We start from the raw sequence: 25597 nt of genomic DNA, 5'->3' as shown, positions 1-25597 counted from the left end.
AATCTGCGCCCCGCTGAGCGGAGCCGGCGTGTCTTACGTTAGCCCGGCGACCTACCCGTCAGGTCACAGCCAGCGCATCGTGAACGCGCGGGCGACGAGTTCGTTGGCCGGCGGCAGGGTGAGCGAACGCACGAAGGCGTTGCGGGCACCGAGCCGCAGGCCATGGGCTGGCCGGCCCATATTCATGTTGAATCCGGCCTGCACGGCCGCGCGGTGAGCGGCACTCCGGCGGGACCGGTCATAACCACCCAGAACGGATGCCGCCGCCGCCGGCTCGAGCAGCGCCCGCTGCAGCGCCGGCGCGAGCGCAACGGCGTCGAGCCAGCCCAGGTTCATGCCCTGCCCGCCGATCGGACTAATCTGATGTGCGGCATCGCCGACCAGCACGATGCGGCCCGCCCTCATGCGTCCTGCAAGCCGCTGCTGCACTCCGAAGGCGCTTGCTGCCCCGAGCGGTTCGGCCACCCTGACGTCGGTTCGATGACGGACGAGCGCGGCCAGGTCGGCGCTGTCGGCTTCCGTGGCGAGAAAATCGGTCATCGCCACCCAGCGGCGCCGGCCGCCGGGCAGTGGAAAGGACTCCACCACGCCGCCGCGCTCGAAATAGAGCACCGCACCGTTGTCGCCCGGATCGGGGTCGGCGAAGTCGCCCATGAGATAGGTTTCGCTGCGGCCGAGCTGCCGCCAGGCGATGCCAGCAGCCGCCCGCACCCGGCTGCGGGCACCGTCCGCGCCAATCACATAGCGCGCCTCGATTGGGCCGGCGTCGGTCGAGAGCACGACGGCATCGCCGCGATCGTGCACTCCGGTCACCGTCACACCGCTGCGATACTGCCCCGGCCTGAGCTGGTCGAACCGGGCGCGCAACAGGGCCTCCGTCTCGTATTGCGGCACCGCGACCACGAATGGATATTCCGGCGCTGCCCGCTCGAACGACAGCTGCCCGAGCCTGCGGCCGTCGCAGCGCACCTCCCCCTGGTGAATGCGTACCGCCCGGTCGATCAGGGCGTCGGCGACACCGATAGAGGCGAGGGCGCGGAGCGACGGCGGGTGGATGCCGATCGCCCGCGAGCGCAGCGACGGCAGCTCGCGCTGCTCGACCACCTCAACATCGAGCCCGCCGACGGCGAGCACACAGGCGAGCATCGTACCGACCGGCCCGCCACCGACGATGACAACGTCACGCATCCGCTGCTTCCCAGCCCAGCACGAGCCGCGACGGCCTGCCGCGCGACACCGTCCACCCAGCGGGCACCGCGGCCCGCAGCTCGACGGCGGTATAGCTGCGTTGAATCGAGGTGAGCCCGTCCGGCCGGATATAGGAGTGTCGAAAGAACGGCCAGGTAGCCGCCGCGAACCCGAGGTAGGCGAAGTTCGAGCGTTCGAGATCGGCGTGCAGCACCCGACGCCGTGCGAGCGATTCGGAGTCCACGAGCAGCCCCTTGAGCTCGTCGACGCTCAGGTGGTGCAGCACATGGTTGGAGACCACGAAGTCATAGTGCTCGCCCTCCGCGACAAGATCCGAGCTCAGCGCCCGCCGAAAAGTCAGCCCGGCAATCTTCGGTTGCGACGTCGCGAACACGTGCGCGCGGGCATCCGGATCGATGCCGGTCACCCTCAGCCGCAGGCCGTCACGCACCGCCCAGCCGGCCAGCGCCCGCGACACATCGCCGCCGCCCGATCCGACATCGAGCAGCGTCAGTTCGGTCGTGGTTGACAGAGCGGGGCGGATGCTGCGGCGATAGATCCCCCACCAGCCCGAGACGACCGCATTGACCACCCGAAAATCCTGATAGGTGCGGGTGAGCATGGTCGGGTCACAGAGCGGGGAATCCATGATCTCCACCGCGTCGTGGGCGCGCACGCGCAGGGAGGGAAGGGCCATTCAGCCCTCGATCACGGTCATCAGGCCGGACTCCACAGTGAGTCCGGGGCCGAACGCCATGGCGCAGACCCGCTCGCCGTCGGCCGTGGCCGGACCGTCGAGAATGGCCTTCATCACGAACAAAATGGTCGCGCTGCTCATATTGCCGTTGGTGCGCAGCGTCTGGCGCGAGGGAAACAGCTGGTCGGGGCGCAGTTCAAGCTTCGCCTCGGTCTTGTCGAGAATGCTGCGGCCGCCGGGGTGGATTGCCCAATGCTCGATCACCGAACTGAGCGAGGCGGGGGGCGCGAGGGTGAGCACTGCCGCGCCCAGAGTCGATCCGACGGCATCCGCTTCGAGGGAAGCAGTGGCTGCGAGCTGCCCGGTGATCGACACATCACGGGCGAACAGCGGGGCGAGCGCGCCCTCGATGTGCTCGTCGATGATGTGCGGAACGTAGGTGCTCAGAATCATCTCGAAGCCCTCGTCGCCGATTTTCCAGGCCATGTCGCCCTCGCCGACCGGCGTGATCACCGTTTCGAACAGGTCGAGGCCCAAGGCCTTCTCGCCCGCGAGCGGGGCCCGCGCGCTTACGATGCCGGCGGCCGCGCCGTCGGAGAATAGCGAGGAGGCAACGATGGTATCTGGATCGCTCGAGGTACGCAGGTGCAGCGAGCAGAGTTCGGCGCTGACCACCAGCACGACCGCGTTCGGGTCGGCCTCAACGAACTGCTTCGCGGTGCGGAGGGCCGGCATCGCTGCGTAGCAGCCCATGAATCCCAGGTGGTAGCGCTGCGTGCTGGCGTTCAGGCCAAGCTCCCGCACGAGCATATAGTCGGGGCCGGGCGCGTAAAACCCGGTGCAGGAAACGGTGACAACGTGCGTTATGTCTTCGGGACGAATGTCGCCGCAGGCGGCGAGCGCCCGGCGGCCGGCCTCGACGAACAGTTTGGTGGCCTCTTCGATGTAGAGCTCGTTGCGCACCCGGGTGCTCGGCATGAGCAGCAGCTGTTTGTGCGCGTCGAAGAATTGCGGTTCGGTCGAATCGTTGTCGAGGGTCAGCTCGGCGATCACGGTATGTCGCGTCTCGATACCCGACACGTTGAAACTGGTGCTGACCAGCCGTTGAGCTAGTCGGCTGAGTCCGGGCTGGGCGGCGAAGATATCGCGCACCTGCTCCTGGATCAGAATCGTCGGGGGTACTACGGTCTGGAGCGCTCTCAGCGTGACGGCCATGAGTCAGTGTTGCACGCGACTTCTGTTCCGTACAGCCCTAGTGCGCCGAAAAATCGGCCCGACACAGCTTTTCGGGGGCGCCAGGCCACAGAACTCCCAGCTGCCGTGCATAACGGCGGAGATTGTCGGAACACCCTCTGCGTCAAGCTGGTTGTGAACGGGCAGCGAGCGAAATCTACGGAAGGCGGGCGAACAGCCGCGTTCCACTGAGCGCCAGCAGCAGGCCTGCGGTAACGATGGCCGCGACGCCACCGAAATAGGCCACGACGGTGCCCAGCGTTCCGACGCTGTCGAACAGGCTGCTGTTCACCACGAGGGTAGCGACAAAGGCCAGCACGGAGACAGCACCGAAGCCGACCGACAGCCAGCGAATAACGCGAATGGTGGATCGGCGCAGGCCGATGAAGGCGGGCCACCGCGAGCTGGAGCCGTCGCCGTCGGCGCGGGGCAGCGCCCCGGCCCGCGGCCAGGCCAGCACGGCACCGGCCAGGCAGCCCCAGAAGGCAACCCAGAGCAGCCCGGCAATCACGTCACTGGGCCGATGCCACTGGTTGGCGAGCGTTGCGACCCCGGCCAGCACGGCGAAGGCGGTGCCCCAGCCGGCGACCATTGGCCGGGTGCGCGGGCTCGCCACCAGAAACACCACGAGAGCGGATGCCGCCGCCACCGTCGTATGCCCCGACGGGAAAGAGTTTCCGGCGTAGCCCTCGACGGCCAGATCGGGGCGGGCCAGGATGCCGTACTTGAGCAGCTGCGCGGTCGCCGTCGCTGCCCCGGCCGCCACCAGGGCGACGAGCAGGGTGCGCCAGTTGCGGCGCACGAGCGCGATGATCGCGGTCAGCGCGACGCCGAACACCACGGCCACATCGGGCACAGAGTCGAGCACCCGACCGGTGAACGGGGTGATGCTGCGGCGGCCGAATTCGGCGCCGTTATAGGCGAGCTGGTCGGCCTCCTGGCCGGCATGGCCCCGCACGAAAAATAGGTAGAGACCGACGAATACGAGCGCGATCAGCGCGGCTCCGGCGAGGTAGCCATACGCCCCCTGTAGCGGAGCGTTCGGTTTGGATCTGGTGCGCACGATCAAGCATGCCACAACCGGCTGGGAGCCCGAGCGGGTCGGCCTGGAGCGACCACGTCTCCGGAACAAATCGCAGACCAGCCAGCGCGCCGTGCCGGCGAGCCCCTTTCCCGGCCAGGAACGGCCGGACCGTGGCCCCGAGCACCCGGGACTCGCCTACCGGGTCGCGAGCACGACCTTGCCGCGCAGGTGCCCGGCCATCAGGTGGCGGTAGGCGCCCTGCACCTGCTCGAGCGGGAACACCCGGTCGATCGGCAGCACGATCTCCCCGCTCCCGATAAGCGCGGAGAGGGCACGGAGGTCATCAATATCCGCGGCCTGTCCGCCCACCTCGGTAATGCCGGCGCCAGCCCGGTGGCCACGCGCGGCGATCGTGTTGATCCGACCGCCGGGAACGCCCAGCTCGAGTGCCGCATCGATGGTCGCGGCGCCGTTTTAGTCGAGGGCGGCAGTCACAACCGGCGCGGCTGCTCGTCGTGCACGATGCTCAGAACGCCTGGGCCACCAAATTCCTCAATGCGTACGTATCGAGCCATGCGGCCAGCCTAGAGTACGAATCCTGAGAACGATTCAATAACGGCACTTGCCCATTTACCCCGCCCGATGCAGGATTAAGGTGTGGCGTACACCGGTTGTTCAAGTACGTCTGATCGAATAGTCCCAATCATCGTGAAAGCGCGCCGGCAAAGCGCGTCCGCGACAAACGAATGGACGCTCCGTGAGCTTTCGAACGGCTGAATACCCCCGGCCGGATCATTTCCTGTTACACCTGAGCGACACCCACCTGCTGGCGGGGGGCTCGAAACTCTATGGCAGCGTCAACGTTGAAGCCCGCCTGGCCGAGCTGTTCGCCGAGGTCGAGGCCTCTGGAGCCCAGCCAGAGGCCATCGTCGTCACCGGTGATCTCGCCGACAAGGGTGAGCCCGGCGCCTACCAGCTGCTGCGTCAGATCGTGGAGCCGGTCGCTGAGCGTCTCGGCGCCCGAATCGTCTGGGTCATGGGCAACCACGACAATCGCTCGGCTTTTCGCACCGAACTGTTCGGTGAGGTGGCCAGCGACGCGCCGATCGACCGGTCCTGCGACCTCAACGGCCTGCGCCTGATCACCCTCGACACCTCGGTGCCCGGTCACCACTACGGCGCCGTGACCGACCAGCAGCTGCAGTGGCTCGCTGAAGAGCTGCGCGTACCGGCCCCCGACGGCACGATTCTGGCGATGCATCACCCGCCCATTCCGAGCGTGCTCGACCTGGCCACCGCCGTCGAGCTGCGCGACCAGGACCGTCTGGCCGACGTGCTGCGCGGCACCGATGTGCGCAGCATCATTGCCGGCCACCTGCACTATTCATCGATGGCTATGTTCGCCGGCATCCCCGTGTCGGTAGCATCGGCCACCTGCTATACCCAGGACCTCAACGTTCCCATCGGCGGAACCCTCGGGCGTGATGGTGCCCGAGCGTTCAACCTGGTGCACGTCTACCCCGGCACGGTTTTGCATTCCGTGGTTCCGCTCGGCCGCTACCCAACGCTCGACTACGTGGATGCCGCCGAAAGCGCGCGTCGTCTGCGCGCTTCCGGCGTCGAGATCACGCCGTCGGAAACTCTGCCTGCACTGCGTGAGCCGCCCATGACACGGCCGATTCCGGTTCTGCACTAGCGGCCAGGCTGGCCCGTTCCCACGGTGCCACGATGGGAAAGTACAGGTTCAGGAACTCGGTGACCGCGGCGCGCCGCGCATCGGGCGTGATTTCCGGGTGACTGCCGTCATTGAGACAGAACATGTCCTGATCGCGGCGCTTGCGCAGATGGTTCATCTGCCGCAGGGCGATGCGCAGGGTCGTCTCGATGTAGAGCGAGCGCACCTGCGTCTGCGCGACCGCACGCCCGGTCATTAGGGCGTAATAGTGGTACAGCGAGTTGGTGACCGAGATGTCGGTCGCCGAGCGGAACCGGCTGGCTGCCGTGCGGCTGAAGTCCGCGGGGAACTCCTGTTCCAGCTCGAGCAGTACGCTCTTGCGCATGGGCGCGGGCGTGTGCTCGAGGTGGCGGGTCGTGACCTTGCCGAACCGGCCACGCAGCAGCGCTCGGTTCACGCGCGCGGCGTTCTCAAACCCGCTGCGGGTCGGGTCGTTCTCGCCAAGTCCGATTCGAGTGGATGCCTCCACGAACTTGGTCACTCCGCCCGGTGAGAAGAACAGTTCAGGGCCGACCGGGCGGCCGAAGAACATGTCGTCGTTGGAGTAGAGAAAGTGCTCGGCCAGGCCCGGAATGTGGTGCAGCTGGCTTTCGACGGCGTGCGAATTGTGGATGGGCAGCACGCTCGTGTCGACGAAGAAATCTTCGCTGCGCATGATGGTGACGCGGGGATGCTCGGCAAGCCACGCCGGAGCCGGTGAATCGGTCGCGATGAAGATGCGTCGAATCCACGGGGCAAACATATAGACGCTGCGCAGCGCGTACTTAAGCTCGTCGATCTGGCGAAAACGGGCATCCGAATCGTCGCCCTCGCCGATGACATAGGCCTTCATCCGCTTGGCGCGTTCCCGCTGGAACTCGTCGCTCGAGCCGTCGACCCAGCTGAAGACGAGGTCGATGTCGAACGTGACATCACTGGCCAGATCGTCGAACATATTCTGCAGGGTCAGCCAGGTGCGCCCATACAGGTCGATCGTGGTTTCGCGGGCCTCGGAGCGCGGCAGCCGGGTGCGCATAAGCGCGTTTTCGACCGGAGCGACGATTTCGTCCTCGCCAAAACGCCACAACTCGAACTGGAACGCTGTCTGGGCTCCGTAGCGCAGGCGTCCGATCGGTTCGATGCGCGGGCGGTAGACCCGAAAAACGCTGGACTTGCGCAGCATGGTGAGGGCGCCGTCGGCGAGGAGAAACTGCTGGTTCACGTTGCCGTCGAGCGGCTTGGCGTAAAAGGGCTCGTTGGCGAACGCCTCGCTCAGAACCTGAGTGATTTCCTTGCGACGCTTGCGGTCGACGGCGATGACCGGACGATTGTGGTCGCCGCGTACCAGCAGAAAGTCGATTCCAGCGCGGGTGAGGGCGTCGTAGACGGCAAGGAGGTCCTTGACCATGGACTCGTGCGGCGTGTAGTGGCCGTTGATGAGCGCGATCTCGCCCTTGCGCACGACGACGTCATCACGGTTGAAGCGGCGGGTGCGGGCATCCGGTGTGATCAACACCAACTCGGGCTCACTGCTGAGGGAGAGAGTCGGGATCAGGCCGGTGTTCGTGGGCGGCTCGGGTTCGCTCGAGTCGTAGCCGACGGAGTCGGAACGAAAAGCGTCGGTGTCAAAAATGTCACCGCCGAAGGAATCGGGGTAACCGTCTTCTGGGGGTTCCGTGCGCGCATCCGGTTGTGCGTCTGGAATATCGAGTGTCGCCATGGTCCTCCTTGAAAAAGTGGAGCACTCAAACGCGGGGCAATTCGTGCCTGCGCCGGGGAGTGCGGCCGAAAAAGCCGGCGTGAACGCTGCTCTGCCTGTGTCTCGAACAGCTGACTCTCAGTATGGTGCCGCCGAGATTCTCGATGAGCGACCAGCGGCCGGTGACACGCAGGGGCGTTCACCTCAGTGTACGTCCCTGATGCCGGTAGTTTGCTGCACCCGCGCGACGGCGGGTGGCCTGCGAAACGGATGCTGCGGCATCCGTTTCGCACAGTCGGTGCACGTTAGAGGGCGGAGATGCCGAACAGGCCGATAATCAAGGCCATGAGCAGAATGGTCACGAGTTCGTGGGCCAGGTTGAGCACGGTGAGGCCGGCCGGGCGGCGGTCGAAGGTGTCGTGGGTGACCATGCGGGCCGCGGTGAATCCGGCCCAGAGGATGAGCCCGGTGAGCAGGGTGTTGAACAGAAAGTTGCCGCCGTAGAAGTTCTGGGCGATCGCCGCGGCGCCGGCCAGCACGGAGGCGGTGACGAAGCTGACGATGACCGTGATGATGATGGCGCCGGTGCCGCTGCCCTTCATGCTTTCCTGGGTGTGTCCGACGGCTTTCATCCAGTACCGGCCGAAGACCGCGTGGGTGTACCAGATCGAGCCGACGACCATGCTCGATGCGGTGGCCAGGAGCACGGCCCAGATGTTAATTTCGGGAACCATGAGGGATCCTTTCGACTGGTCCTGAACGTGGGGCGTAGGCGGTATCCCGATGTTAGTGCTTGTGCGGCCCGCCCAATTGTTGCTGTTCAGCGGCAATTTTGGCCAGAAGCGCGGCTGTGGCGTCGATCGGCGGCAGTTGAGCCGGGTCGGTGACCGGCAGTTGGCAGACGAAGTCGCGGCAGAGGTACGCGGTGGACTGGCCGGTCTGCGCTGTTCGAGCGGCAAAGAGGTCGAATCCGGCGTCGGCGAAGGCGCAGGCCTGCGATTCGGTCACGGCGACGACTACGTCAGCCGGATGGCGCCGGGCGAGGTCGATCAGGGTGGGGTTGAAGCCGATGGCGCCGTGGGCGGTGGGGTCAGGGTTGGTGGGGTCGGCGCGGACTCCGTCTGGCTCGTCTGGCGAGACGATGACGAGCTGCTGGATCGGGGCGTTGAGCGCGTCGAAGAGGCGCAGCGCGGCGCCGAAGGCGAGCGGACGCTGCGGAGCGAGGGTGGCGACCAGGCTGAGTCCGGCCGCCGCGGCTCGGCGGTAGCGGTCGTCGCCGGTGAGCTGGTGGAGTAGTACGGCCGCGTCGACCGTGGCGGATAGTCCGGAGGGGTAGGCGCCCTCCGACGGGTCAATGGCGCTGACCAGGCCCTGCGCGGTGAGTACGGTATCCGAACCGTGCGGCGGGCGAAAAGCGGGGCTCGATGCCGTCGTGCTGACACCGGGGTCGGTCACTGCACCGGCCCGATCAGCAGCGTCGGTGGTGTCCGATAGCGTTCTGTCGAGCAGGTGACGAGCCTGGGTGGCGTATGTGACGTCACCGGTGACGAGAGCAAGTTCAAGGAGTCCCCGTGAGTACATGCCGTAGTCCTCCAGCGTGGCCTTCGCATCCGAGGAACGTTCGCCGGAGGCAGATCCGCTGACGGAGGCCCGTACCAGCGTGCCATCAGCGCGCTCGTGGTGCACGCGCAGATAGTCGGCCGCGCGGCGGGCGGCGGCGATCAGGTCGGGCTGGTCGAAGGCGAAGCCGGCTCGGGCCAGTGCTTGGATGGCGAGGCCGTTCCAGCCGGTGAGTACCTTCTCGTCGCGGGCTGGCGGGGTCTGCCGGAGGCGGTCGCTGGCTTCGAGGGCGTAGTAGCCGCCCTCGACCCGCTGGCCGTCGACTGTGCTCTCCGAATCCTGGGCACTCGCGAAACCGCCGCTCGGCAGCTGCATCACGTCGCACAGAAAGCGTGCGATTCCCTCGGCGACGTGGCGTGCCCACGGCGCTTCGGTGAGCATCCAGGCGCTGGTGTAGAGGCCGAGCAGTTGGGCGTTGTCGTAGAGCATGCGTTCGTAGTGCGGATCGCTCCAATCGCGATTGACGGCGTACCGAAAGAAGCCGCCCTCGATCGGGTCCCGCAGGGGTGACGCTCCCATGAGTTTGAGCGTACGCACGGCGAGCTCGGGGCCTGGGCCGTCGATCCCACCGTGCCCGAGCAGAAAGGAGAGTGCCGGCGCCACCGGAAACTTCGGCGCGCCGCCGAAGCCGCCGAACGAGGCGTCCTCGTAGGCGACCAGTTCGGCCACCGCCTGGTCGAGCCGGTCGGCATCGGGTCCAGCACCGGGCCCACTGCCGGACGCGGAGCCGACCCCCGCGGCCAGGTCACGCGCCGACTCGGCGAGCATCTCTGCGACCCGAGCCGCGCCCGCCGTCAGGTCCGCGCGGCGCGTGACCCAAGCATCCGTCACCGCGGTCAGTACGTCGCGAAATGACGGATGCCCCGGCTGCCCGACCGGCGGAAAGTAGGTTCCGGCATGAAAGGCCCGGCCGTCGGGCGTGACGAACACGTTGAGCGGCCAGCCGAGCCCGTCGATAAACGCGCTTGCCGCGGCCAGGTAGCTCGCGTCGACGTCGGGGTGCTCCTCACGGTCGACCTTGATGCTCACGAAGTGGGCGTTGAGGTACTCCGCGATGGCCGGGTCGCTGAAGCTCTCCCTGGCCATGACATGACACCAATGGCAGGTGGAATAGCCGATCGAGACGAGCACCGGCACGTCCCGCTCGCGCGCTTCGGCGAAGGCCTGCTCGCCCCAGCCGAACCACTCCACCGGGTTGTCAGCGTGACTGCGGAGGTAGGGACTGATGGCGTCGGCGAGGTGATTGGGCATGTTCCATTCTGCTCCCGCTTGGCCAATTCGAGCGATACGGGCCTAAACGACGCCGAGTAGTGCACTCCGGCGGCGTTGTACCCGCACCCAGACGATGAACCCGATGATGGTGAACGCCCCGTAGAACAGATACAGCACGGCGGAGGCGTAGTAGCCGGCGCTGATCAGCAGCGGCACCCCGACTACGTCGACGGCCACCCAGATCAGCCAGAACTCGGTCCACCCCTTGGCCATACCGTAGGTCGCGAGCAGCGAACCGGTGAAGATCCAGGCATCCGCCCAGACCGGTTCGAACGAGCCGAGCGCACGAAAAATCGGGGTGAGCACGAGGGTGCCGGCGATCAGCCCAGCGGCGAGCAGAATGCGGGTGCGGTTGCCAGCCCAGTGCGGCGCGACGGCAACGTGCACGGCGGAATTGCGGCTGCGCTGCCACTGCACCCAGCCGAAGATCGACACGACGATGAACATGATCTGACGGCCGGCCTGCCCAAGCAGGTTGACCGGGTTAGGCGTCCCGAACACGGCGCCGAGGAACACTGTGAACAACAGCACGTTGCCGACGATCCCGACCGGCCAGGCCCAGATCTTGCGGCGCATGCCCCCGACGGCGCTCGCAATTCCGAAGGCGTTGCCGATGACCTCGCGCCAGAGAATGGTCTGGGTGCCAAGCTGCAGCTGCGCGTCGAATAGCCATTCAATGGGATTCATGGGTTCTTTCTGCGGGGCGGCGCGCAACCGCGCTCAAGGGAGCGCAGCACACCCCAATGTACGCCGTTGCACAGCCGTGGCCCCACGGACCGTCGGTCGCCGGGGCCACGCATAAGCGGATGCTGCGGGCTAGTTCACCGCGTTGGGGTGAGCCGAGTCGCGGGCCAACCCGCCGCGCTCCCGCGACCTGGCTAGTTCACCTCGTTAAGGTGAGCCGAGTCGCGGGCCAACCCGCCGCGCTCCCGCGACCTGGCTAGTTCACCTCGTTAAGGTGAGCCGAGTCGCGGGCCAACCCGCCGCGCTCCCGCGACCGGGCTAGTTCACCTCGTTAAGGTGAGCCGAGTCGCGGGCCAACCCGCCGCGCTCCCGCGACCTGGCTAGTTCACCTCGTTAAGGTGAGCCGAGTCGCGGGCCAACCAGCCGCGCTCCCGCGACCGGGCTAGTTCACCTCGTTGGGGTGAGCCGAGACTCGGCCGGCGCGCTCGAGCGCGGAGATCATGGTCACCTCGGTGTGGGTCAGTTCGAAGTCGAACACGTCGAAGTTCTCCGTCATGCGCGCGAGGCGGTTCGACTTGGGGAACAGAATGTTGCCGATCTGCAGGTGCCAGCGAATGACGACCTGCGCTGGCGACTTGCCGTGCGCGTCGGCAGCATCCGCTATCACCTGCTCGTCGAACAGGGGGTACTTGCCTTGGCCGAGCGGGCCCCAGGCTTCAATGTTGATGCCGTTTTCGCGAGCGAAAGCGATGACCTCCGGCTGCTGGTGTGCCGGGTGCAGCTCGATCTGGTTGACGGCGGGCACGATGCTGGTCTCGTGCAGCAGCCGGTCGAGGTGCGGCACCAGAAAGTTGGACACGCCGATGGAACGGGCACGGCCCGACTCCTGAATCTTTTCGAGGGCGCGCCAGCTCTCGACAAACTTGTCGTTGGCCGGAGCCGGCCAGTGGATCAGGTAGAGGTCGACGTAGTCGAGGCCGAGCTTCTCGAGGCTCTCCTCGAAAGCGTCAAAGGCTGATTGGGTGCCCTGACGGTCGTTCCACAATTTGGTTGTGATGAACAGCTCGGAACGGTCGATGGCCGAAGCGGCGAGTGCCTTGCCCACACCCTCCTCGTTACCGTAGATGGCAGCGGTGTCGATGTGGCGGTACCCGACCGACAGCGCGTCGGCCACAATGCGGGTGGTTTCGTCGGGCTCGACCTTGAACACGCCGAAACCGAGCTGAGGAATCGTGTGGCCGTCGTTGAGGGTGATGGTGGGAACTGATTTCGTCATCGCCCCAGCCTATAAGCCGGGGTCCTCGACGCTCTCTCCCAACCCCCAATGTTCACTGACCGCGAAAGCGCCCACGCTGGCCAGCACGAGCGCTTTCACGTCGCGGGTGGGGGCGAAGTAATATTGAGACTTCATGGAAACGCTCAATATCACCTTCCCGCCCGAACTGCCGGTCAGCCAGCGTCGGGAGGACATTGCCCGCGCCATTCGTGACCACCAGGTCGTGATCGTCGCCGGATCGACCGGGTCGGGCAAGACCACCCAGCTGCCCAAGATCTGCCTCGAGCTCGGCCGTAAGAACATCGGCCACACCCAACCGCGCCGGCTCGCCGCGCGCACCATTGCCGAGCGCATTGCCGAGGAGCTCGGCCAGGAGGTCGGGCAGCTCGTCGGCTACCAGGTGCGGTTCACCGACAAGGTCGGCGCGGATACCCGCATTAAGTTGATGACCGACGGCATCCTCTTGAATGAAATTCACCGCGACCGCATGCTGCGCAAGTACGACACGATCATCATCGACGAGGCGCATGAGCGCAGCCTCAATATTGACTTTCTGCTCGGGTATTTGCGGCAGTTGCTGCCCAAGCGCCCCGATCTCAAGCTCATCATCACCTCGGCGACGATCGACCCGGCCAGTTTCGCGAAGCATTTCGCGGCCGCCGACGGTACCCCGGCGCCTGTCGTCGAGGTGTCAGGGCGCACCTTCCCGGTGGAGATTCGCTATCGCCCGCTCGTGGCGGAGCCCGGAATAGACGACGATGATGACACGACGGATGCCGCTCCCCCGGTTGACCGCGACTACATCGAGGGCATCACCACCGCTCTCGACGAGCTCGAGCGGGAGTCGAATGGTGACGTGCTGGTCTTCCTTTCCGGCGAGACCGAGATTCGCGACGCCGCCGACGCGCTGCAGGGCAAGTACGCCTCCTCGGCCAGCCGCAATCCCACCGAGGTGCTGCCGCTGTACGGCCGGTTGTCGTCGGCGGACCAGCACCGGGTGTTCCAGCCGTCGACCGTGGCCGGGGTCAAACGACGCATCGTGCTTGCGACCAACGTGGCTGAGACCAGTCTGACGGTGCCGGGCATCCGTTATGTCATCGACGCCGGAACGGCGCGGATCAGCCGCTACAGCGTGCGGTCCAAGGTGCAGCGGTTGCCGATCGAAGCGATCTCGCAGGCCTCTGGCAATCAGCGCAGCGGCCGCAGCGGCCGCACCAGCGACGGTATTGCGATTCGGTTATATTCCGAAGAAGACTATATGCGCCGCCCGGAATATACCGAGCCGGAGATTCTGCGCACTAACCTCGCCGCGGTCATTCTGCAGATGATTTCGCTCGGCCTCGGCGACATTGCGTCGTTCCCGTTTCTGACCCCGCCGGACAGCCGCAATATCAAGGACGGCCTCGACCTCCTCGCCGAACTCGGCGCCATCGAGGCGGAGGGTACCGGCCGCACCAAGAGCGGTCGCCGCCCGGTTGAAACGGATGCCGCCCCCGCCGCCGGCCCGGCCACCCCGCGCCTGACCCGCATCGGCCAGCAGCTCGCGCAGCTGCCGATCGATCCGCGCTTTGGCCGCATGGTGATCGAGTCGAAAACGCAGGGCACCAGTAGGGAAGTCATGGCGATCGTCGCCGGGCTGACCATTCAGGATCCGCGGGAGCGCCCGCTCGAACGGCGCGCGCAAGCCGACCAGTTTCACGCTCGGTTCGCCGACCCGACGAGCGACTTTCTCAGCCTGCTCAACCTTTGGAACTACCTCGAGAAGCAACAGTCCGAACTCGGCTCGAGCGCCTTCCGTCGACTGTGCAAGAACGAGTACCTGAACTACCTGCGGGTGCGCGAATGGCAAGACGTCTTGCGCCAGTTGCGCCAGCTCGCCAAGCCGCTCGGCCTGCACCTCGGTGAACCGAGCGCCAACCCCGACGGCGTGCACCGGTCGCTGCTGGCCGGGCTGCTCTCGCACATCGGGCTGAAGGACGTCGCCAAGAAGGACTATGTCGGCGCCAGACAGCAGCGCTTCGTGCTGTTTCCCGGCTCCACCCTGGCCAAGAAGCAGCCGAACGCGGTGATGAGCGCCGAACTGGTCGAAACCAGCCGGTTGTTCGCCCGCATGAACGCGGTCGTCGACCCGGCCTGGGCCGAACCGCTCGCCGGCAACCTGTGCAAGCGCAGCTACTCCGAACCGCACTGGGAGATGAAGCAGGGCGCCGCCGTCGTCTACGAACGGGTCACCCTGTACGGCGTACCGATCGTGGCCCGCCGCCGGGTGCAGTTCTCCCGGATCGACCCGGCGTATGCCCGCGAGCTGTTCATTCGGCACGCGCTGGTCGAGGGCGAGTGGGACCGCGCGTCTGGACCGCAGTCTGCTTCGGCCGAGAAGGAAGCGGATCGCGGCTCCCGCGGACCATCCCGCAACGAACGCGTCAGCATCTCAACCGACGGCGGCGACGCCAGCGGTGGGCGCGGCGCTGGCCGCGCACCCGCCGTTGGCTCGAGCGCCAGCCGCGGCGGACGGCCCGGCCAGACGGGCGACCCCGGCATGTGGGCGTTCGAACGGGCCAATGCGCGGCTGCGGGAGGAACTGGCCGAGCTGGAGGAGCGCACCCGGCGCCGGGACATCCTCTTTGATGATGAAGCGGTGTTCGACTTCTATCAGCGTCGCATTCCGGCCGACGTGTCGTCGACCAAGAGCTTCGAGGGCTGGTGGCGCACTGCCCGGTTCGACACCCCCGACCTCCTGACCATGACCGCCGACGCACTCGTCGCCGAGGACTCCCCCGAGATCGACGAGGGACTCTTTCCGCCAAGCTGGCAGCAGGGCGACCAGCGCCTGACCCTCGGCTACCGTTTCGAACCCGGCGAAGAAGACGACGGCGTGACCGTGCGCATTCCGCTCGCGCTGCTCGCCCGCCTCTCGCCGAACGGTTTCGACTGGCAGGTGCCCGGCCTCCGCGCCGAGCTCGTGACCGCCATGATCAAGTCGCTGCCGAAAAGCATCCGGCGCAATGTCGTACCCGCCGCCGACTGGGCAGCTCGGCTGCTCGGCGAGCTCCCGAGCGAGCCCGGAATCGTGGAGGCGCTGCCGACGCCGGTGCCGGTGCCGCAAGGCTCGTTCGCCGAGACGCTCGCCGCGCTGATTCAGAAGCTCACCTATGTGCCGGTTTCCGCGCGCGACTTCGAGCTGGGCCGGGTTCCGTCGCACCTGCGCATGACCTTCGTCGTCACCGACGAACGTGGGCGCACGGTCGCCGCCGACAAGGACCTCGCCGACCTGCAACGGCGGCTCGGCACCCGCGTTCGGTTGAGCGTCGCGAAGGCGACGAGCGCCGCGGCTCCCAGCAACGCGATCGAGCGCGGCGGCATCACCACCTGGGACCTCGGCGAGCTCCCGCGCTTTCTCGACACGAAGCAGGGTGACACCACGATTCGCGGGTATCCGACGCTGGTCGATGATGGGGCATCCGTTTCTATTCGCATGATGAGCACCGAGCTGGAGCAGGCGCGCGCGCTGCCCCGCGGGGTACGCCGGCTGCTGCTGCTGGCGACGCCGTCGCCGGCCGCGTATGTGCAGCAACATCTGACCGCCGCCGAGAAACTTTCGCTCGCGACCAGCCCGTATAAGAGCACGCAGGCCCTGTTCGAGGATTGTCTCGCGGCCGCGGTCGACGACGTGCTGTTTCGGGTGCGGCCCGACGGGCAGGTGTTCATGAAGGCCGAGTTCGACACCATTCGCGACCGGGTGTCGGGAGTCGTGATGGACTCCATGTTCGAAACGGTCGGCCTGGTTGCCCGCATTTTGACCGCTCATCGGCTGGCCGACAAGGCGCTCAAGGCCGCGACCAGCATGGCCTTGCTGCCCGGAATCAGCGATGCCCGCCAACAGCTGACGGCGCTGGTCTACCCAGGATTCGTCAGCGAGACCGGCCTGGCCCAGCTGCGGCACCTGCCGCGCTACCTCAGCGGAATCAGCGCCCGGGTGCCGAAACTGGTCGACAACCCCAGTCGCGACCGGGTCTGGATGAACGAGACCCAGGCCGCGACCACGCGGTTCGAGAACGCCGGCGGCACGATGCCGCTCAAAGCGGATGCCGCGGCGCCGGTCCTGCGCGCCCGCTGGATGATCGAGGAGCTGCGCATCAGCCTGTTCGCGCAGGAACTCAAGGCCGCCGAATCCGTGTCGCTGCAGCGGATTCAGAAGGTGCTCGCCGGGTAGTTTGCCGCTACGGCCGTATTCTGCTGCCCGGGCCCACCTTACGGAACCGGGCCCGGGCCCGGAAAGTAGAGAGCGGGGGCTAGAGGACCTTGGAGAGGAAGGCCTGGGTGCGGTGGTGCTGGGGGTTGGCGAGCACCTCGGTGGGGATACCGCTCTCGACGACGACTCCGCCGTCCATGAAGACGAGCGAGTCGGCGACCTCGCGGGCGAAGCCCATCTCGTGGGTGACCACGATCATGGTCATGCCATCGCGGGCCAGGCCCTGCATGACGTCGAGCACCTCACCGACGAGCTCGGGGTCGAGCGCGCTGGTCGGCTCGTCGAACAGCATGAGCTTGGGCTCCATCGCGAGGGCACGGGCGATCGCGACCCGCTGCTGCTGGCCGCCGGAGAGGTGCGCGGGGTAATAGTCGGCCCGTTCGGCAAGCCCGACCCGGGCCAGCAGGGCGCGGGCGTTGGCCTCGACCCCGGCCCTGGACAGGCCCTTGACCCGGATCGGCGCTTCCATCACGTTTTGCAGCGCGGTCATGTGCGGAAACAGGTTGAAGCGCTGGAACACCATGCCGATATCCCGGCGCTGCCGAGCGGCCTCCTTGGGGCGCATCTCGTAGAGCTTGTGGTTGGCCTCGCGGTAGCCGATGAGCTCACCGTCGACGCTGAGGCGCCCTGCCGAGACCACTTCGAGGTGGTTGATGCAGCGCAGGAACGTGGACTTGCCGGATCCGCTCGGCCCGACCAGGCACATGACCTCGCCGCGCTTGACCTCAAGCGAGATGCTCTTAAGCACCTCATTGGAGCCGAAGCTCTTGGAGACACGGTCGGCGACCACCATGGGCGTCTCAATAACAGCGGGCATCAGCGGTCCCCCTTCGGCGAGTCGATCGGCGAATCGGTCGGCGAGTCGGTCGGCGGCGTTTCGCGCGGCAGCTGCGGCGGCAGGACCACGGTCGGTTGGCCGCTGCCGACGACATGGGTGACGCCGGTCGTGACGCCCGTGATCGACGAGGTGGCGTCATCCGCTTTCTTGTTCGGACGACGGTCACCGATGCCGCGGGCGAACCGCTTCTCGAGAAAGTACTGACCAACCATGAGAATCGAGGTGAAGAACAGGTACCAGATCGACGCGACGATGAGCATCGGCACCGTCTCGAAGGTGATGGCGGCAATGTCGCGCGAGCGCGTGTAGAGCTCGAGCGTGAAGGGGATGGCGACCACGAGCGAGGTCGTTTTCAGCATCGAGATGACCTCGTTGCCGGCCGGTGGAATGATCACCCGCATCGACTGCGGAACGACCACGCGCACCATGGTCTGGAACCAGCTCATACCGAGGGCCTTGGCCGCCTCTTCCTGCCCACTGTCCACCGAGAGCAGGCCGGCGCGCACGATTTCAGCCATGTAGGCGGCTTCGTTGAGGGCCAGTCCGATGACTGCGAGGATGAAGGCGCTCAGCGCGACCCGGGTCGGGAACGATACTAACGGTTCCGTGAACGGCAGCCCGATGTCGATCGACTGGTAGATCGTGCCGATCAGGCCCCAGAAGGCGAGCTGAACGTAGACCGGGGTGCCCCGGAAGATCCAGAGGTACACCCAGGCCATGCTATTGACCACCGGGTTGGGCGACAGCCGCATGATCGCCAGGGTCACGCCGAGAATGATCGCGATGACCATCGAGTAGACCGTGAGCTGCAGGGTGACGAACGCCGCCTGCGAGATGCGCTGGTCGAACAGATACTTGCCGACGGCTGGCCAGTCATAGGCTGGCCGCATCGCCGCATCGGCGATGAAGAGCGCAACGAGCAGCAGTAACACGACCGCGAAGGTGTTGCGCCACGGGTGGCGCAAGCGAATCGCCTTGATTCCGGGCTCCGTCTTGCCGCCGGGCGCGGCCGTGTTCGTCATGATGCGGGTCGCTTATTCTCTAGCCGTTGGATGCGGCGTTGATGGTGATGGTGTCGATGCCACCGTCGGTGACTCCCCACTCGGAGAGGATCTTGCCGTAGGAACCGTCGTCAACCATGGACTGCAGGGCAGCCTGCACGGCTTTGGTCAGTTCCGAACCCTTGTCGACGGTGATGCCGTACGGCGCCACATCGAAGCTTTCGCCGGCGGGCTCCAGCTTGCCCTCGGCCTTGGAGATGGCATACAGGGCGACCGGCGAGTCGGCGCTGAGGGCATCAGCCTTGCCGAGCACGACCGCGTTGGTCGCTTCGTCCTGCGATGGGTAGGGCAAAACCTCGATTGCCTCCAGCCCGGCGGCGGCACAGGCCGCGTTCTTGGCGGGAAGTTCGTCGGTGTGCTCAACCGTGTTGGCCTGTACAGCGACGGCCAGGCCGCAGGCGTTGTCGGGGTCGACGGTACTGCCGACGGGCGCGGCCCAGAGGATGCCGGCGTTGAAGTAGTTGACGAAGTCGACCTGCTTCTCGCGTTCGAGGTTGTCGGTGAACGAGGATTCGCCGATGTCGACGGTGCCGCCGGTGATTTTGGGAATGATGGTGTCAAAGGACGCGATCTCGTACTCGGTGTCCAGGCCGAGCTTGGCCGCGATGCCGTTGGCGAGTTCAATGCCCCAGCCGATCGGTGCGCCGGACTCGTCCTTGTACTCGTTCGGCGGGTACGCCGCGTCGGTTCCGATAATGAGCACGCCCGCGCTCTTGATGTCTTCGGGGAGCAACGCGACGGCTGCGGCATCCGCTTCGATCGTGGTTCCGGAGTCTGAGGGCGTCGTGGCGGTCGTGGTGGTGTTGTCGACACAGCCGGTCAGTAGCAGAACGGCGGTGGCGGCGAAAGCCGGAACGATATAGCGTGCGCGCATGGCACTTCCTTCTTGATTTGGTCGAAAATGCGCGGATTCTACGGTGAATCCACACGCGAGTAAGACCTAACGATCCTAGTGCAACCGCAGCCGACTGTTTTCGAGCCCCTGGAATTCAAGCGGTTTTGACCAGCGGATGCTGCGGATCTATCGTCAAAAGGTGCCCAACCTGAGACCGAACATCCTGTACACCTCACCGACCGACCCGCTCGCGGCAGCGCTGGTGGCCGAACTCTCGCGGGAGTATGACGAGCGCTACGGCCTGAACAACGGGATTCCATCGTCGGTCGAGCTCAGCCGGTATCCGGCCCGGCGCTTTCAGCCGATCGATGGCGGCACCTTTTTGCTGCTCGTCGAGAACGGAAAAGCGGTTGCCGGCGGCGCGTTCATGCGGGGCGAGAATGATTCCGTCGAGGTGAAGAGAGTCTGGACGCACTCCGCGCATCGCCGCCGTGGCCTGGCCCGCCAGGTGATGGCCGAGCTGGAGGCCGAGGCGGGGCGGCGGGGCATCCGTTCTATTGTGCTGACCACGGGAGCACGACAACCCGAGGCGGTGGCGCTGTACCTGTCGCTCGGGTATGAGCCGCAGTTCGACCTTGACGACGATTGGGAATCGATCGGGTATTTGGAGTTTCGCAAGCAGCTCGCCGTGGTCGACGAGCAGTTCAGCTAGAACATGCTGAATACGGAATATGTGTACGAGGCAGCCGATTCGGCGGCTTCGAGCAGCTGCACGGTCTGGTCGACGACCTCGGTGAAAGGCAGGTTGTGCGCCAAGAGTGTGCAGAGCGGGCACCAGCCCGGTGGTTGACCGGCCAGCCGGGGCCGGCAGCCCGGCGGCGGGAACCCGCAGCTCAACCAACGGGGTATTACCCACAAGGTCCGCGACGCTCGCGAGCACGCCTTCGCGCAGCGGTTCTTCCGCCGACGGCATCGGTGCCGCGAGGTGACCGGTACTGCTCATCTCTCCATGGTAAATCTCCCGGCCCACACTGACCCCAGGGGTGCGACCATTACCGGCACGCCGAAAACGGATGCCGCGGCGCCTGCTGGCTTACGCTGCATCCGTTCTGAGAAAAGTTACTGAACCGCGGCGGAGAGCAGGGCGACGTAGTCGTCGAGTCCCCAGCTCAGCGAGAGTCCGGTGGGCGGAGAAACGGACGAGATGAAGGCCGCGCCGACCGGGCTTGCGACCGTGCCGGCCTGCACCTGCGGCATGGCCTGGGCGTAGCTCGCGTTCAGGAACGCGTCGGACTCTTCCTGGGTGGAGCCGAAGTTGACCAGCAGGTCACTGTCGAGCTGGTCGAGCTGCTCGTAGCTGAGCGTGTAGTAGAAGCTCGCCTCGTCGGTCGCGAGGTCGTCGACGGCGGGAGCGCTGACGAAGCCGAGGTCAAGGGTGAAGTCGACGCGCGGGTCTTCCTTCTTATAGATGTAGAAAGTTCCGGCGCTGTCGCTGGTGAGGGCGATGGTCTTGCCGGCGAATTCGGGGTGCGCGGCGGCCTGATCGGCGATTTCGGTGTCGATCGATGCGAGCAATTTGTCGGCCTCATCGGTCTTGCCGAGCGCGGTTCCGGTGATTTCGATCAGTTCGCGCCACGGGGTGGCCCAGGCGTCGCCCGGGTAGGCGACGACCGGGGCGATCTCGCTGAGCAGGTCGTATTCCTGCTCGGTGATGCCGGAGTACGCGGCGAGAATCACGTCCGGCGCGGCCGCGGCGATGTCTTCGTAGGGCGGCTCCTGGGTGTCGGGCAGAATGACGGGCATCTCTTCGCCTTCGAGCGCCTCGTTGATCCACGGCAGCACGCCGTTTTCATCGCCGGCGTAGCTTTGGAACGGCATCGCCACCGGAGTCACGCCGAGCGCGATCGCGTCGTCGGCGCTGCCCCAGCCCCAGGTCACGACGCGGGTCGGCTGCTCAGAGATCGTGGTTTCGCCGAACGCGTGCTCGATGGTGACGGGAAAGCTGCCGGATGCCGCGGTGTCCGCGGCAGGGTCGGTCGCGTCATCCGCGGCGGCCGTGCAACCGCTCAGGGTCAGAGCGAGAATGCTGGCGGCGGCAGCCAGTGTGACGGTGAGGCGTCGGGACACGAAAATCTCCAGTTCGTCGGACGCGGGCGACATTCTCGCCCTACGTGATAAGGGTAGCCTACCCTGACTTTATACGCGTTCGATTTGTCGGGATTCGGGCGCAGCCTCTGGGACCGCTGCCGGAGGGGCAGCAGGCGCAGCGCTGGGGACAGCGCTGTCCGGCCCCGAAGCCGGCGCCCGGCCGTGGAACCGACCGATCGGTACGACCATGGGCGAGCCGCAGACCGGGTCGGGTCTGATGAGCGCCTCGAGGTCGAAGGCCTCGCGCACGATCTCGGCCGTGAGCGTCTCGGCCGGCGCGCCATTGGCGACGATGCGTCCCGCCCGCATAACGACGAGGTGATCGGCATAACGGGCGGCCAGGTTGAGGTCGTGCAGCACCATCACAACGGTCGTGCCGCGCTCGCGATTGCGTTCGAGCAGTAGGTCGAGCACCTCAATCTGGTGGGTGACATCGAGAAAGGTGGTCGGTTCGTCGAGCAGCAGAATCTCGGGATCCTGCGCAAGCGCCATGGCAATCCAGACGCGTTGGCGCTGGCCGCCGGAGAGGTCCTTGAGGCGGCGGGAGGCGAGCTGGTCGGTGTTGGTGGCGGCCATGGCCGCGGCGACGGTCTCTCCGTCGGTGCTTGACCACTGCCGAAACCAGCCCTGGTGCGGGTAGCGTCCACGCCCGACGAGGTCGGCCACGGTGATGCCGTCCGGGGCGACTGGCTGCTGGGGCAGCAGGCCCACGACGGTCGCGACCTTCTTGCCGGGGAGCGCGGCGATGTTGCGACCATTCAGGGTGACCTGGCCGGCATCCGGTTTCAGCAGCCTGGCGAGGCCCTTGAGTAGCGTGGATTTGCCGGAGGCGTTGGCCCCGACGATGACGGTGATCGCGCCGGGAATCACCTCGAGGTCGAGGTTGTCGATGATGCGGGTCTGGTCGTAGCCGAGGCTGACGCCCTCGGCGCGCAGTCGTGGGGTCATCAGGCGCCCTTTCCGGTTTTATTGCTGGTGGCGAGCAGCCAGAGCAGGTAGGGGGCGCCGATCGCGCCCGTGATGATTCCGGCCGGCAGTTCGAGCTGCCCCGGCAGCAGGTGTTGGGCGGCGAAGTCGGCGACCGTGGTGATCAGCGCTCCGATCAAGGCGGCCGAAATCAGGGCGAGCCCCCCGGAGCCAACGATGCGACGGGCGATCGGCGCCGCGACGAACGCCACAAAGGCGAGCGGGCCGACCGCCGCTGTCGCCGTCGCGGCGAGGGCGACCGCGATCACGAGCAGCACGAGTCGGGTGCGTTCGGCGCCAACGCCGAGGCTCGTCGCAAGATCGTCACCAAGCTGCAGGGCGCGCAGGCGGCCACTCAGCAGCCAAATGATGGGCAGCAGCACGAGCAGCACCACGGCGACGACCGAAATATCCTGCCAGGGGGCACCGCTCACACTGCCGACCAGCCAGAGCAGGGCGCCCTGCGCGTCATTCAGGTCGGCGCGGGAGAGCAGATAGCCGAGCAGCCCTTGCACCATGAACGCGACCCCGACACCGATCAGCACAAAGCGGTAGCCGACGACTCCGCCGCGCCAGGCCAGCAGATAGATAGCGCAGGCGACGATAATGGCCCCGGCAAACGCCGCGAGCGAGGTGGCGACGGCACCGAAGCCGAGAATGAGCATGCCGAACACTGCCGCGGCGCTCGCTCCCCCGGTCACACCGATAATGTCAGGGCTCGCGAGCGGGTTGCGCAACACGGTCTGGAACAGTGCGCCCGAGATTGCGAACGCCACGCCGACGAGCACGGCGAGGGTCAGCCGCGGCAGACGCAACGACAGCACGATGAAGTTCTCGCTCTGCGTTCCCTGCCCGGTGAGCGTGCGCAGCAGGTCGGGCACGCTGAGCGAATACGCTCCGATCGCGAGGCTGAAGGCACCGACGATGACGAGGGTACCGAGCAGCCCGAGCACGATCCGGCGCTCGCGTCTGCGGAGCTGCGCGCGCGTGTGGGCCAGCGGTGCGGCATCCACTGCTTTAACGGACGCTGCCAAAACGGATGCTGGCGTCAGGGCCATCACAGGCCGGCCAGTTTCACTCGGCGCACGAGCGCAATGAGTACCGGCGCGCCGAGGAAAGCGACGACGAGGCCGGCCTCGATTTCGCCGGGCTGGGCGATGATGCGGCCGAGCACATCCGCCGCGACGAGCAGGGTGGGGCCGAACAGCGCGGAGAACGCGATGATGAGGCGGTAGTCCGGGCCGGTGATCCAGCGTGCCACGTGCGGCACGGCGAGTCCGACGAACACAATCGGGCCGGCCATCGCGGTCGCCGAGCCGCACAGCAGCACGATCGCGACGGCGCAGACGATGCGAGCGGCGACCAGATTTTGGCCGAGACCACGGGCGAGATCGTCTCCGAGGGCGAGGGCATTGAGCATACGGGCGGCCACGATGGCGAGAATCGCGCCGACCAGAATGAACGGGACCAGCGGCAGGGCGGCGTCGAGGCCACGCGCGACGAGGGAGCCAGCCGCCCAGAACCGGTAGCGGTCGAAGGCCTCCGAGTCGGCCAGCAGCACGATGGTAATGAGCGAGGTGAACGCCGCCGTCAGCGCGGTTCCGGCGAGGGCCAGCTTGACCGGGGTGGCGCCTTCACGGCCGAGCGAGCCGATCAAATAGACGATCGTTGCGGCCACCGCGGCGCCGATAAAGGCGAACCAGACGTAGCCGAGCGCGGTGGTGACGCCGAACCAGCCGATGCCGGCGACGACGAACAGGGAGGCGCCGGCGTTGACGCCGAGCAGACCAGGGTCGGCGAGCGGGTTGCGGGTGACACCCTGCATGAGGGCCCCCGCCAGGCCGAGTGCCAGGCCGGCGAGCAGTCCGACGACGGTGCGCGGCACGCGCAGGTCCAGGATGACGGTGCGGTCAGTCAGCGCAGTGTCGGTCAGGGTTCGATCGGGGTCGATCAGGGCGTCGAGCACGGCGCCGAGGGCAATCTCCCGGGTGCCGACGACGAGCGACGCGGCGATGGTCAGAACGAGCAACGCGAGCGCGAGGGCGAAGCCGATGACGACGCGGCGCGACCGGGTTCGGGTTCGGGTTCGCTCCGGCCGTGCCAGAACCAGGGTCACTGAGCTTCGGACCGGCCGAGCCGCCAGTAGCCCATGAAGGCCACGCGCTTTCGGTCGATGCCGGTTTCACTCACCAGAAAACGGCGCAGCAGCTTGATCATGCAGGATTCACCCGCGAGCCAGGCGTAGAAACCAGTGCCGGCTTCATCGTTGGGCGATTCCCAGAGCAGATCGCAGTCCACGTCGACGTCCGCCCAGGGCTGCGGGGTGGCGGCGACCGCCGTCTTGACGAGCGAACGATTGTTCGCCACCCAGCCGCGCACCGCGGCGTCGAGTCGCTCACCGTGCGGGGCGGCGTCGCGAGCCAGCCAGGTGATTTCGCAACCGGCGGGAAGGTCGAGGGGTAGGGCATCCGCTTCGGTGGGCACTTCGATGAAGACGCGCGCGCGGCGACCGGCCGGGAGACTCTCGAGGATGCTGCAGATGGCTGGAGCTGCGGTTTCGTCGCCGGCCAGCAGCAATTCGGTCGCCTGCGCCGGGTGCCAGTCGAGGCCGATGGCGCGGCCCGGGCTGCGCTCGTCGGGCCCGATGATGAGCACGTCACTGCCGACCGACGCGGTGTACAGCCAGCGCGCGGCCGGGCCGAGCGGGCCGTGACCGTTGTGGGTGACGAAATCCACGTCGATTTCACGCAGTTCGGGGCGCACGGCGCGAACCGTGTAGGTGCGAAACGGGTTGCGATCGGCGTCCGGCAGCGCGCGCCAGCGGGCGTACCAACTTCCGTCGGCGATGGTGGACTCGTCGTTTGCACCAATGTCGGACAGACCACGGCCGGGTAGCGGCAACACGATCTTGACCCTCTGGTCGAGCCCGGCGGTACTGAAGGTGTCAAACTGCTCACCGAAGAAGGTCACCCGAGTGAAATGCTTACTCAGGGAACGGATGCCCACTACCGTGGCCCGATAGGGTCGATAGGCCGGACGATCCAGGACCGCGGTCGCACTCTCGTTCGGTAAGGTAAGCATTGCCTTAGT

The 25597-nt window shown here is 66.6% G+C and carries 22 protein-coding genes; 3 read left to right on the top strand and 19 right to left on the bottom strand.

What is annotated here, in order from left to right; all coding sequences use genetic code 11:
* Window positions 1–63: 63 nt before the first annotated feature.
* The 5 genes from E3O45_RS11540 to E3O45_RS11520 all read right to left on the bottom strand — a co-directional run bounded on the left by E3O45_RS11540 (window position 64) and on the right by E3O45_RS11520 (window position 4601).
* Window positions 64–1188, bottom strand: coding sequence for an NAD(P)/FAD-dependent oxidoreductase (locus tag E3O45_RS11540; RefSeq protein ID WP_134443525.1), 1125 nt, complete (start codon window positions 1186–1188; stop codon window positions 64–66).
* Complete coding sequence (locus E3O45_RS11535) at window positions 1181–1885, bottom strand: class I SAM-dependent methyltransferase (protein WP_134443524.1); 705 nt, start codon at window positions 1883–1885, stop codon at window positions 1181–1183. The genes E3O45_RS11540 and E3O45_RS11535 overlap by 8 nt, the downstream gene beginning before the upstream one ends.
* On the bottom strand, window positions 1886–3100 hold the full coding sequence (locus E3O45_RS11530; RefSeq protein WP_134443523.1) for a type III polyketide synthase: 1215 nt from the start codon (window positions 3098–3100) through the stop codon (window positions 1886–1888).
* Between the two features lie 175 nt (window positions 3101–3275).
* The gene (locus E3O45_RS11525) at window positions 3276–4181 is read right to left on the bottom strand and encodes a phosphatase PAP2 family protein (RefSeq protein WP_166789477.1); all 906 of its coding nucleotides are present in this window, start codon (window positions 4179–4181) and stop codon (window positions 3276–3278) included.
* A 156-nt stretch (window positions 4182–4337) separates the two neighbouring features.
* Window positions 4338–4601 (bottom strand): zinc-binding dehydrogenase, encoded by a 264-nt coding sequence (locus tag E3O45_RS11520; RefSeq protein WP_134443521.1) that lies wholly within the window; start codon window positions 4599–4601, stop codon window positions 4338–4340.
* A 298-nt stretch (window positions 4602–4899) separates the two neighbouring features.
* Between E3O45_RS11520 and E3O45_RS11515 the strand changes: the two genes are divergently transcribed.
* Window positions 4900–5838 (top strand): phosphodiesterase, encoded by a 939-nt coding sequence (locus E3O45_RS11515; protein ID WP_134443520.1) that lies wholly within the window; start codon window positions 4900–4902, stop codon window positions 5836–5838.
* Here the strand turns inward: E3O45_RS11515 and E3O45_RS11510 are convergent.
* From E3O45_RS11510 to E3O45_RS18225, 6 genes are all read right to left on the bottom strand, one after another.
* Window positions 5768–7576 (bottom strand): stealth family protein, encoded by a 1809-nt coding sequence (locus E3O45_RS11510; protein ID WP_134443519.1) that lies wholly within the window; start codon window positions 7574–7576, stop codon window positions 5768–5770. The two genes, E3O45_RS11515 and E3O45_RS11510, sit on opposite strands and share 71 nt — an antisense overlap.
* Before the next feature lie 284 nt (window positions 7577–7860).
* Window positions 7861–8289 (bottom strand): DUF1761 domain-containing protein, encoded by a 429-nt coding sequence (locus E3O45_RS11505; protein WP_134443518.1) that lies wholly within the window; start codon window positions 8287–8289, stop codon window positions 7861–7863.
* Between the two features lie 52 nt (window positions 8290–8341).
* Window positions 8342–10426, bottom strand: coding sequence for a thioredoxin domain-containing protein (locus E3O45_RS11500; protein WP_134443517.1), 2085 nt, complete (start codon window positions 10424–10426; stop codon window positions 8342–8344).
* Between the two features lie 42 nt (window positions 10427–10468).
* Window positions 10469–11134: a nicotinamide riboside transporter PnuC gene (gene pnuC / locus E3O45_RS11495; RefSeq protein ID WP_092448898.1), complete on the bottom strand. Its 666-nt coding sequence runs from the start codon at window positions 11132–11134 to the stop codon at window positions 10469–10471.
* A gap of 439 nt (window positions 11135–11573) precedes the next feature.
* Window positions 11574–12407 (bottom strand): aldo/keto reductase, encoded by an 834-nt coding sequence (locus tag E3O45_RS11490; RefSeq protein ID WP_134443516.1) that lies wholly within the window; start codon window positions 12405–12407, stop codon window positions 11574–11576.
* Window positions 12408–12416: 9 nt separating this feature from the next.
* Entirely contained in the window at window positions 12417–12542 is a 126-nt protein-coding gene (locus E3O45_RS18225; RefSeq protein ID WP_255452978.1) for a hypothetical protein, read from the bottom strand.
* Between E3O45_RS18225 and hrpA the strand changes: the two genes are divergently transcribed.
* Window positions 12541–16620 (top strand): ATP-dependent RNA helicase HrpA, encoded by a 4080-nt coding sequence (gene hrpA / locus E3O45_RS17785; RefSeq protein ID WP_198418254.1) that lies wholly within the window; start codon window positions 12541–12543, stop codon window positions 16618–16620. The two genes, E3O45_RS18225 and hrpA, sit on opposite strands and share 2 nt — an antisense overlap.
* A 79-nt stretch (window positions 16621–16699) precedes the next feature.
* Here hrpA and E3O45_RS11475 read toward each other — a convergent pair whose 3' ends face one another.
* Genes E3O45_RS11475 through E3O45_RS11465 form a run of 3 tightly spaced genes read right to left on the bottom strand, consistent with a single transcriptional unit; the run spans window position 16700 to window position 19432 of the window.
* Window positions 16700–17452, bottom strand: a complete 753-nt coding sequence (locus E3O45_RS11475; protein ID WP_166787452.1) for an amino acid ABC transporter ATP-binding protein — start codon at window positions 17450–17452, stop codon at window positions 16700–16702.
* A 23-nt stretch (window positions 17453–17475) separates the two neighbouring features.
* Window positions 17476–18519, bottom strand: coding sequence for an amino acid ABC transporter permease (locus tag E3O45_RS11470; protein ID WP_134443514.1), 1044 nt, complete (start codon window positions 18517–18519; stop codon window positions 17476–17478).
* A 19-nt stretch (window positions 18520–18538) separates the two neighbouring features.
* A complete protein-coding gene (locus tag E3O45_RS11465; RefSeq protein ID WP_104133304.1) occupies window positions 18539–19432 on the bottom strand; it encodes an ABC transporter substrate-binding protein in 894 nt (297 codons plus the stop codon).
* A 160-nt stretch (window positions 19433–19592) separates the two neighbouring features.
* Between E3O45_RS11465 and E3O45_RS11460 the strand changes: the two genes are divergently transcribed.
* Window positions 19593–20105 carry a GNAT family N-acetyltransferase gene (locus tag E3O45_RS11460; protein ID WP_241979066.1) on the top strand — a complete coding sequence of 171 codons (513 nt, stop codon included), beginning with the start codon at window positions 19593–19595 and terminating at the stop codon, window positions 20103–20105.
* 407 nt (window positions 20106–20512) lie between these two features.
* Here E3O45_RS11460 and E3O45_RS11455 read toward each other — a convergent pair whose 3' ends face one another.
* The 5 genes from E3O45_RS11455 to E3O45_RS11435 are packed head-to-tail and all read right to left on the bottom strand — an operon-like array spanning window position 20513 to window position 25588.
* Entirely contained in the window at window positions 20513–21553 is a 1041-nt protein-coding gene (locus tag E3O45_RS11455) for an iron-siderophore ABC transporter substrate-binding protein (protein WP_134443512.1), read from the bottom strand.
* A gap of 36 nt (window positions 21554–21589) precedes the next feature.
* Window positions 21590–22489 carry an ABC transporter ATP-binding protein gene (locus E3O45_RS11450; protein WP_134443511.1) on the bottom strand — a complete coding sequence of 300 codons (900 nt, stop codon included), beginning with the start codon at window positions 22487–22489 and terminating at the stop codon, window positions 21590–21592.
* Window positions 22489–23565 carry an iron chelate uptake ABC transporter family permease subunit gene (locus tag E3O45_RS11445; RefSeq protein WP_134443648.1) on the bottom strand — a complete coding sequence of 359 codons (1077 nt, stop codon included), beginning with the start codon at window positions 23563–23565 and terminating at the stop codon, window positions 22489–22491. Before E3O45_RS11445 ends, E3O45_RS11450 begins: the two co-directional genes overlap by 1 nt.
* Window positions 23565–24623: an iron ABC transporter permease gene (locus E3O45_RS11440; protein WP_241985334.1), complete on the bottom strand. Its 1059-nt coding sequence runs from the start codon at window positions 24621–24623 to the stop codon at window positions 23565–23567. Before E3O45_RS11440 ends, E3O45_RS11445 begins: the two co-directional genes overlap by 1 nt.
* A complete protein-coding gene (locus E3O45_RS11435) occupies window positions 24620–25588 on the bottom strand; it encodes a siderophore-interacting protein (protein WP_134443510.1) in 969 nt (322 codons plus the stop codon). Before E3O45_RS11435 ends, E3O45_RS11440 begins: the two co-directional genes overlap by 4 nt.
* Window positions 25589–25597 lie beyond the last annotated feature (9 nt).

The organism is Cryobacterium sp. TMS1-20-1, assembly GCF_004402355.1.
Taxonomy (GTDB): Bacteria; Actinomycetota; Actinomycetes; order Actinomycetales; family Microbacteriaceae; genus Cryobacterium; species Cryobacterium levicorallinum.
Note: the sequence above shows the minus strand (reverse complement) of the source record. Positions and strands in the feature narration are given on the sequence as shown.

Coding starts and splice junctions, on each gene's coding strand:
- E3O45_RS11540 (WP_134443525.1), bottom strand. CDS start 1,188: ATGCGTGACGTTGTCATCGTCGGTGGCGGGCCGGTCGGTACGATGCTC.
- E3O45_RS11535 (WP_134443524.1), bottom strand. CDS start 1,885: ATGGCCCTTCCCTCCCTGCGCGTGCGCGCCCACGACGCGGTGGAGATC.
- E3O45_RS11530 (WP_134443523.1), bottom strand. CDS start 3,100: ATGGCCGTCACGCTGAGAGCGCTCCAGACCGTAGTACCCCCGACGATT.
- E3O45_RS11510 (WP_134443519.1), bottom strand. CDS start 7,576: ATGGCGACACTCGATATTCCAGACGCACAACCGGATGCGCGCACGGAA.
- E3O45_RS11505 (WP_134443518.1), bottom strand. CDS start 8,289: ATGGTTCCCGAAATTAACATCTGGGCCGTGCTCCTGGCCACCGCATCG.
- E3O45_RS11500 (WP_134443517.1), bottom strand. CDS start 10,426: ATGCCCAATCACCTCGCCGACGCCATCAGTCCCTACCTCCGCAGTCAC.
- pnuC (WP_092448898.1), bottom strand. CDS start 11,134: ATGAATCCCATTGAATGGCTATTCGACGCGCAGCTGCAGCTTGGCACC.
- E3O45_RS11490 (WP_134443516.1), bottom strand. CDS start 12,407: ATGACGAAATCAGTTCCCACCATCACCCTCAACGACGGCCACACGATT.
- hrpA (WP_198418254.1), top strand. CDS start 12,541: ATGGAAACGCTCAATATCACCTTCCCGCCCGAACTGCCGGTCAGCCAG.
- E3O45_RS18225 (WP_255452978.1), bottom strand. CDS start 12,542: ATGAAGTCTCAATATTACTTCGCCCCCACCCGCGACGTGAAAGCGCTC.
- E3O45_RS11475 (WP_166787452.1), bottom strand. CDS start 17,452: ATGGTGGTCGCCGACCGTGTCTCCAAGAGCTTCGGCTCCAATGAGGTG.
- E3O45_RS11470 (WP_134443514.1), bottom strand. CDS start 18,519: ATGACGAACACGGCCGCGCCCGGCGGCAAGACGGAGCCCGGAATCAAG.
- E3O45_RS11465 (WP_104133304.1), bottom strand. CDS start 19,432: ATGCGCGCACGCTATATCGTTCCGGCTTTCGCCGCCACCGCCGTTCTG.
- E3O45_RS11455 (WP_134443512.1), bottom strand. CDS start 21,553: ATGTCGCCCGCGTCCGACGAACTGGAGATTTTCGTGTCCCGACGCCTC.
- E3O45_RS11450 (WP_134443511.1), bottom strand. CDS start 22,489: ATGACCCCACGACTGCGCGCCGAGGGCGTCAGCCTCGGCTACGACCAG.
- E3O45_RS11445 (WP_134443648.1), bottom strand. CDS start 23,565: ATGGCCCTGACGCCAGCATCCGTTTTGGCAGCGTCCGTTAAAGCAGTG.
- E3O45_RS11435 (WP_134443510.1), bottom strand. CDS start 25,588: ATGCTTACCTTACCGAACGAGAGTGCGACCGCGGTCCTGGATCGTCCG.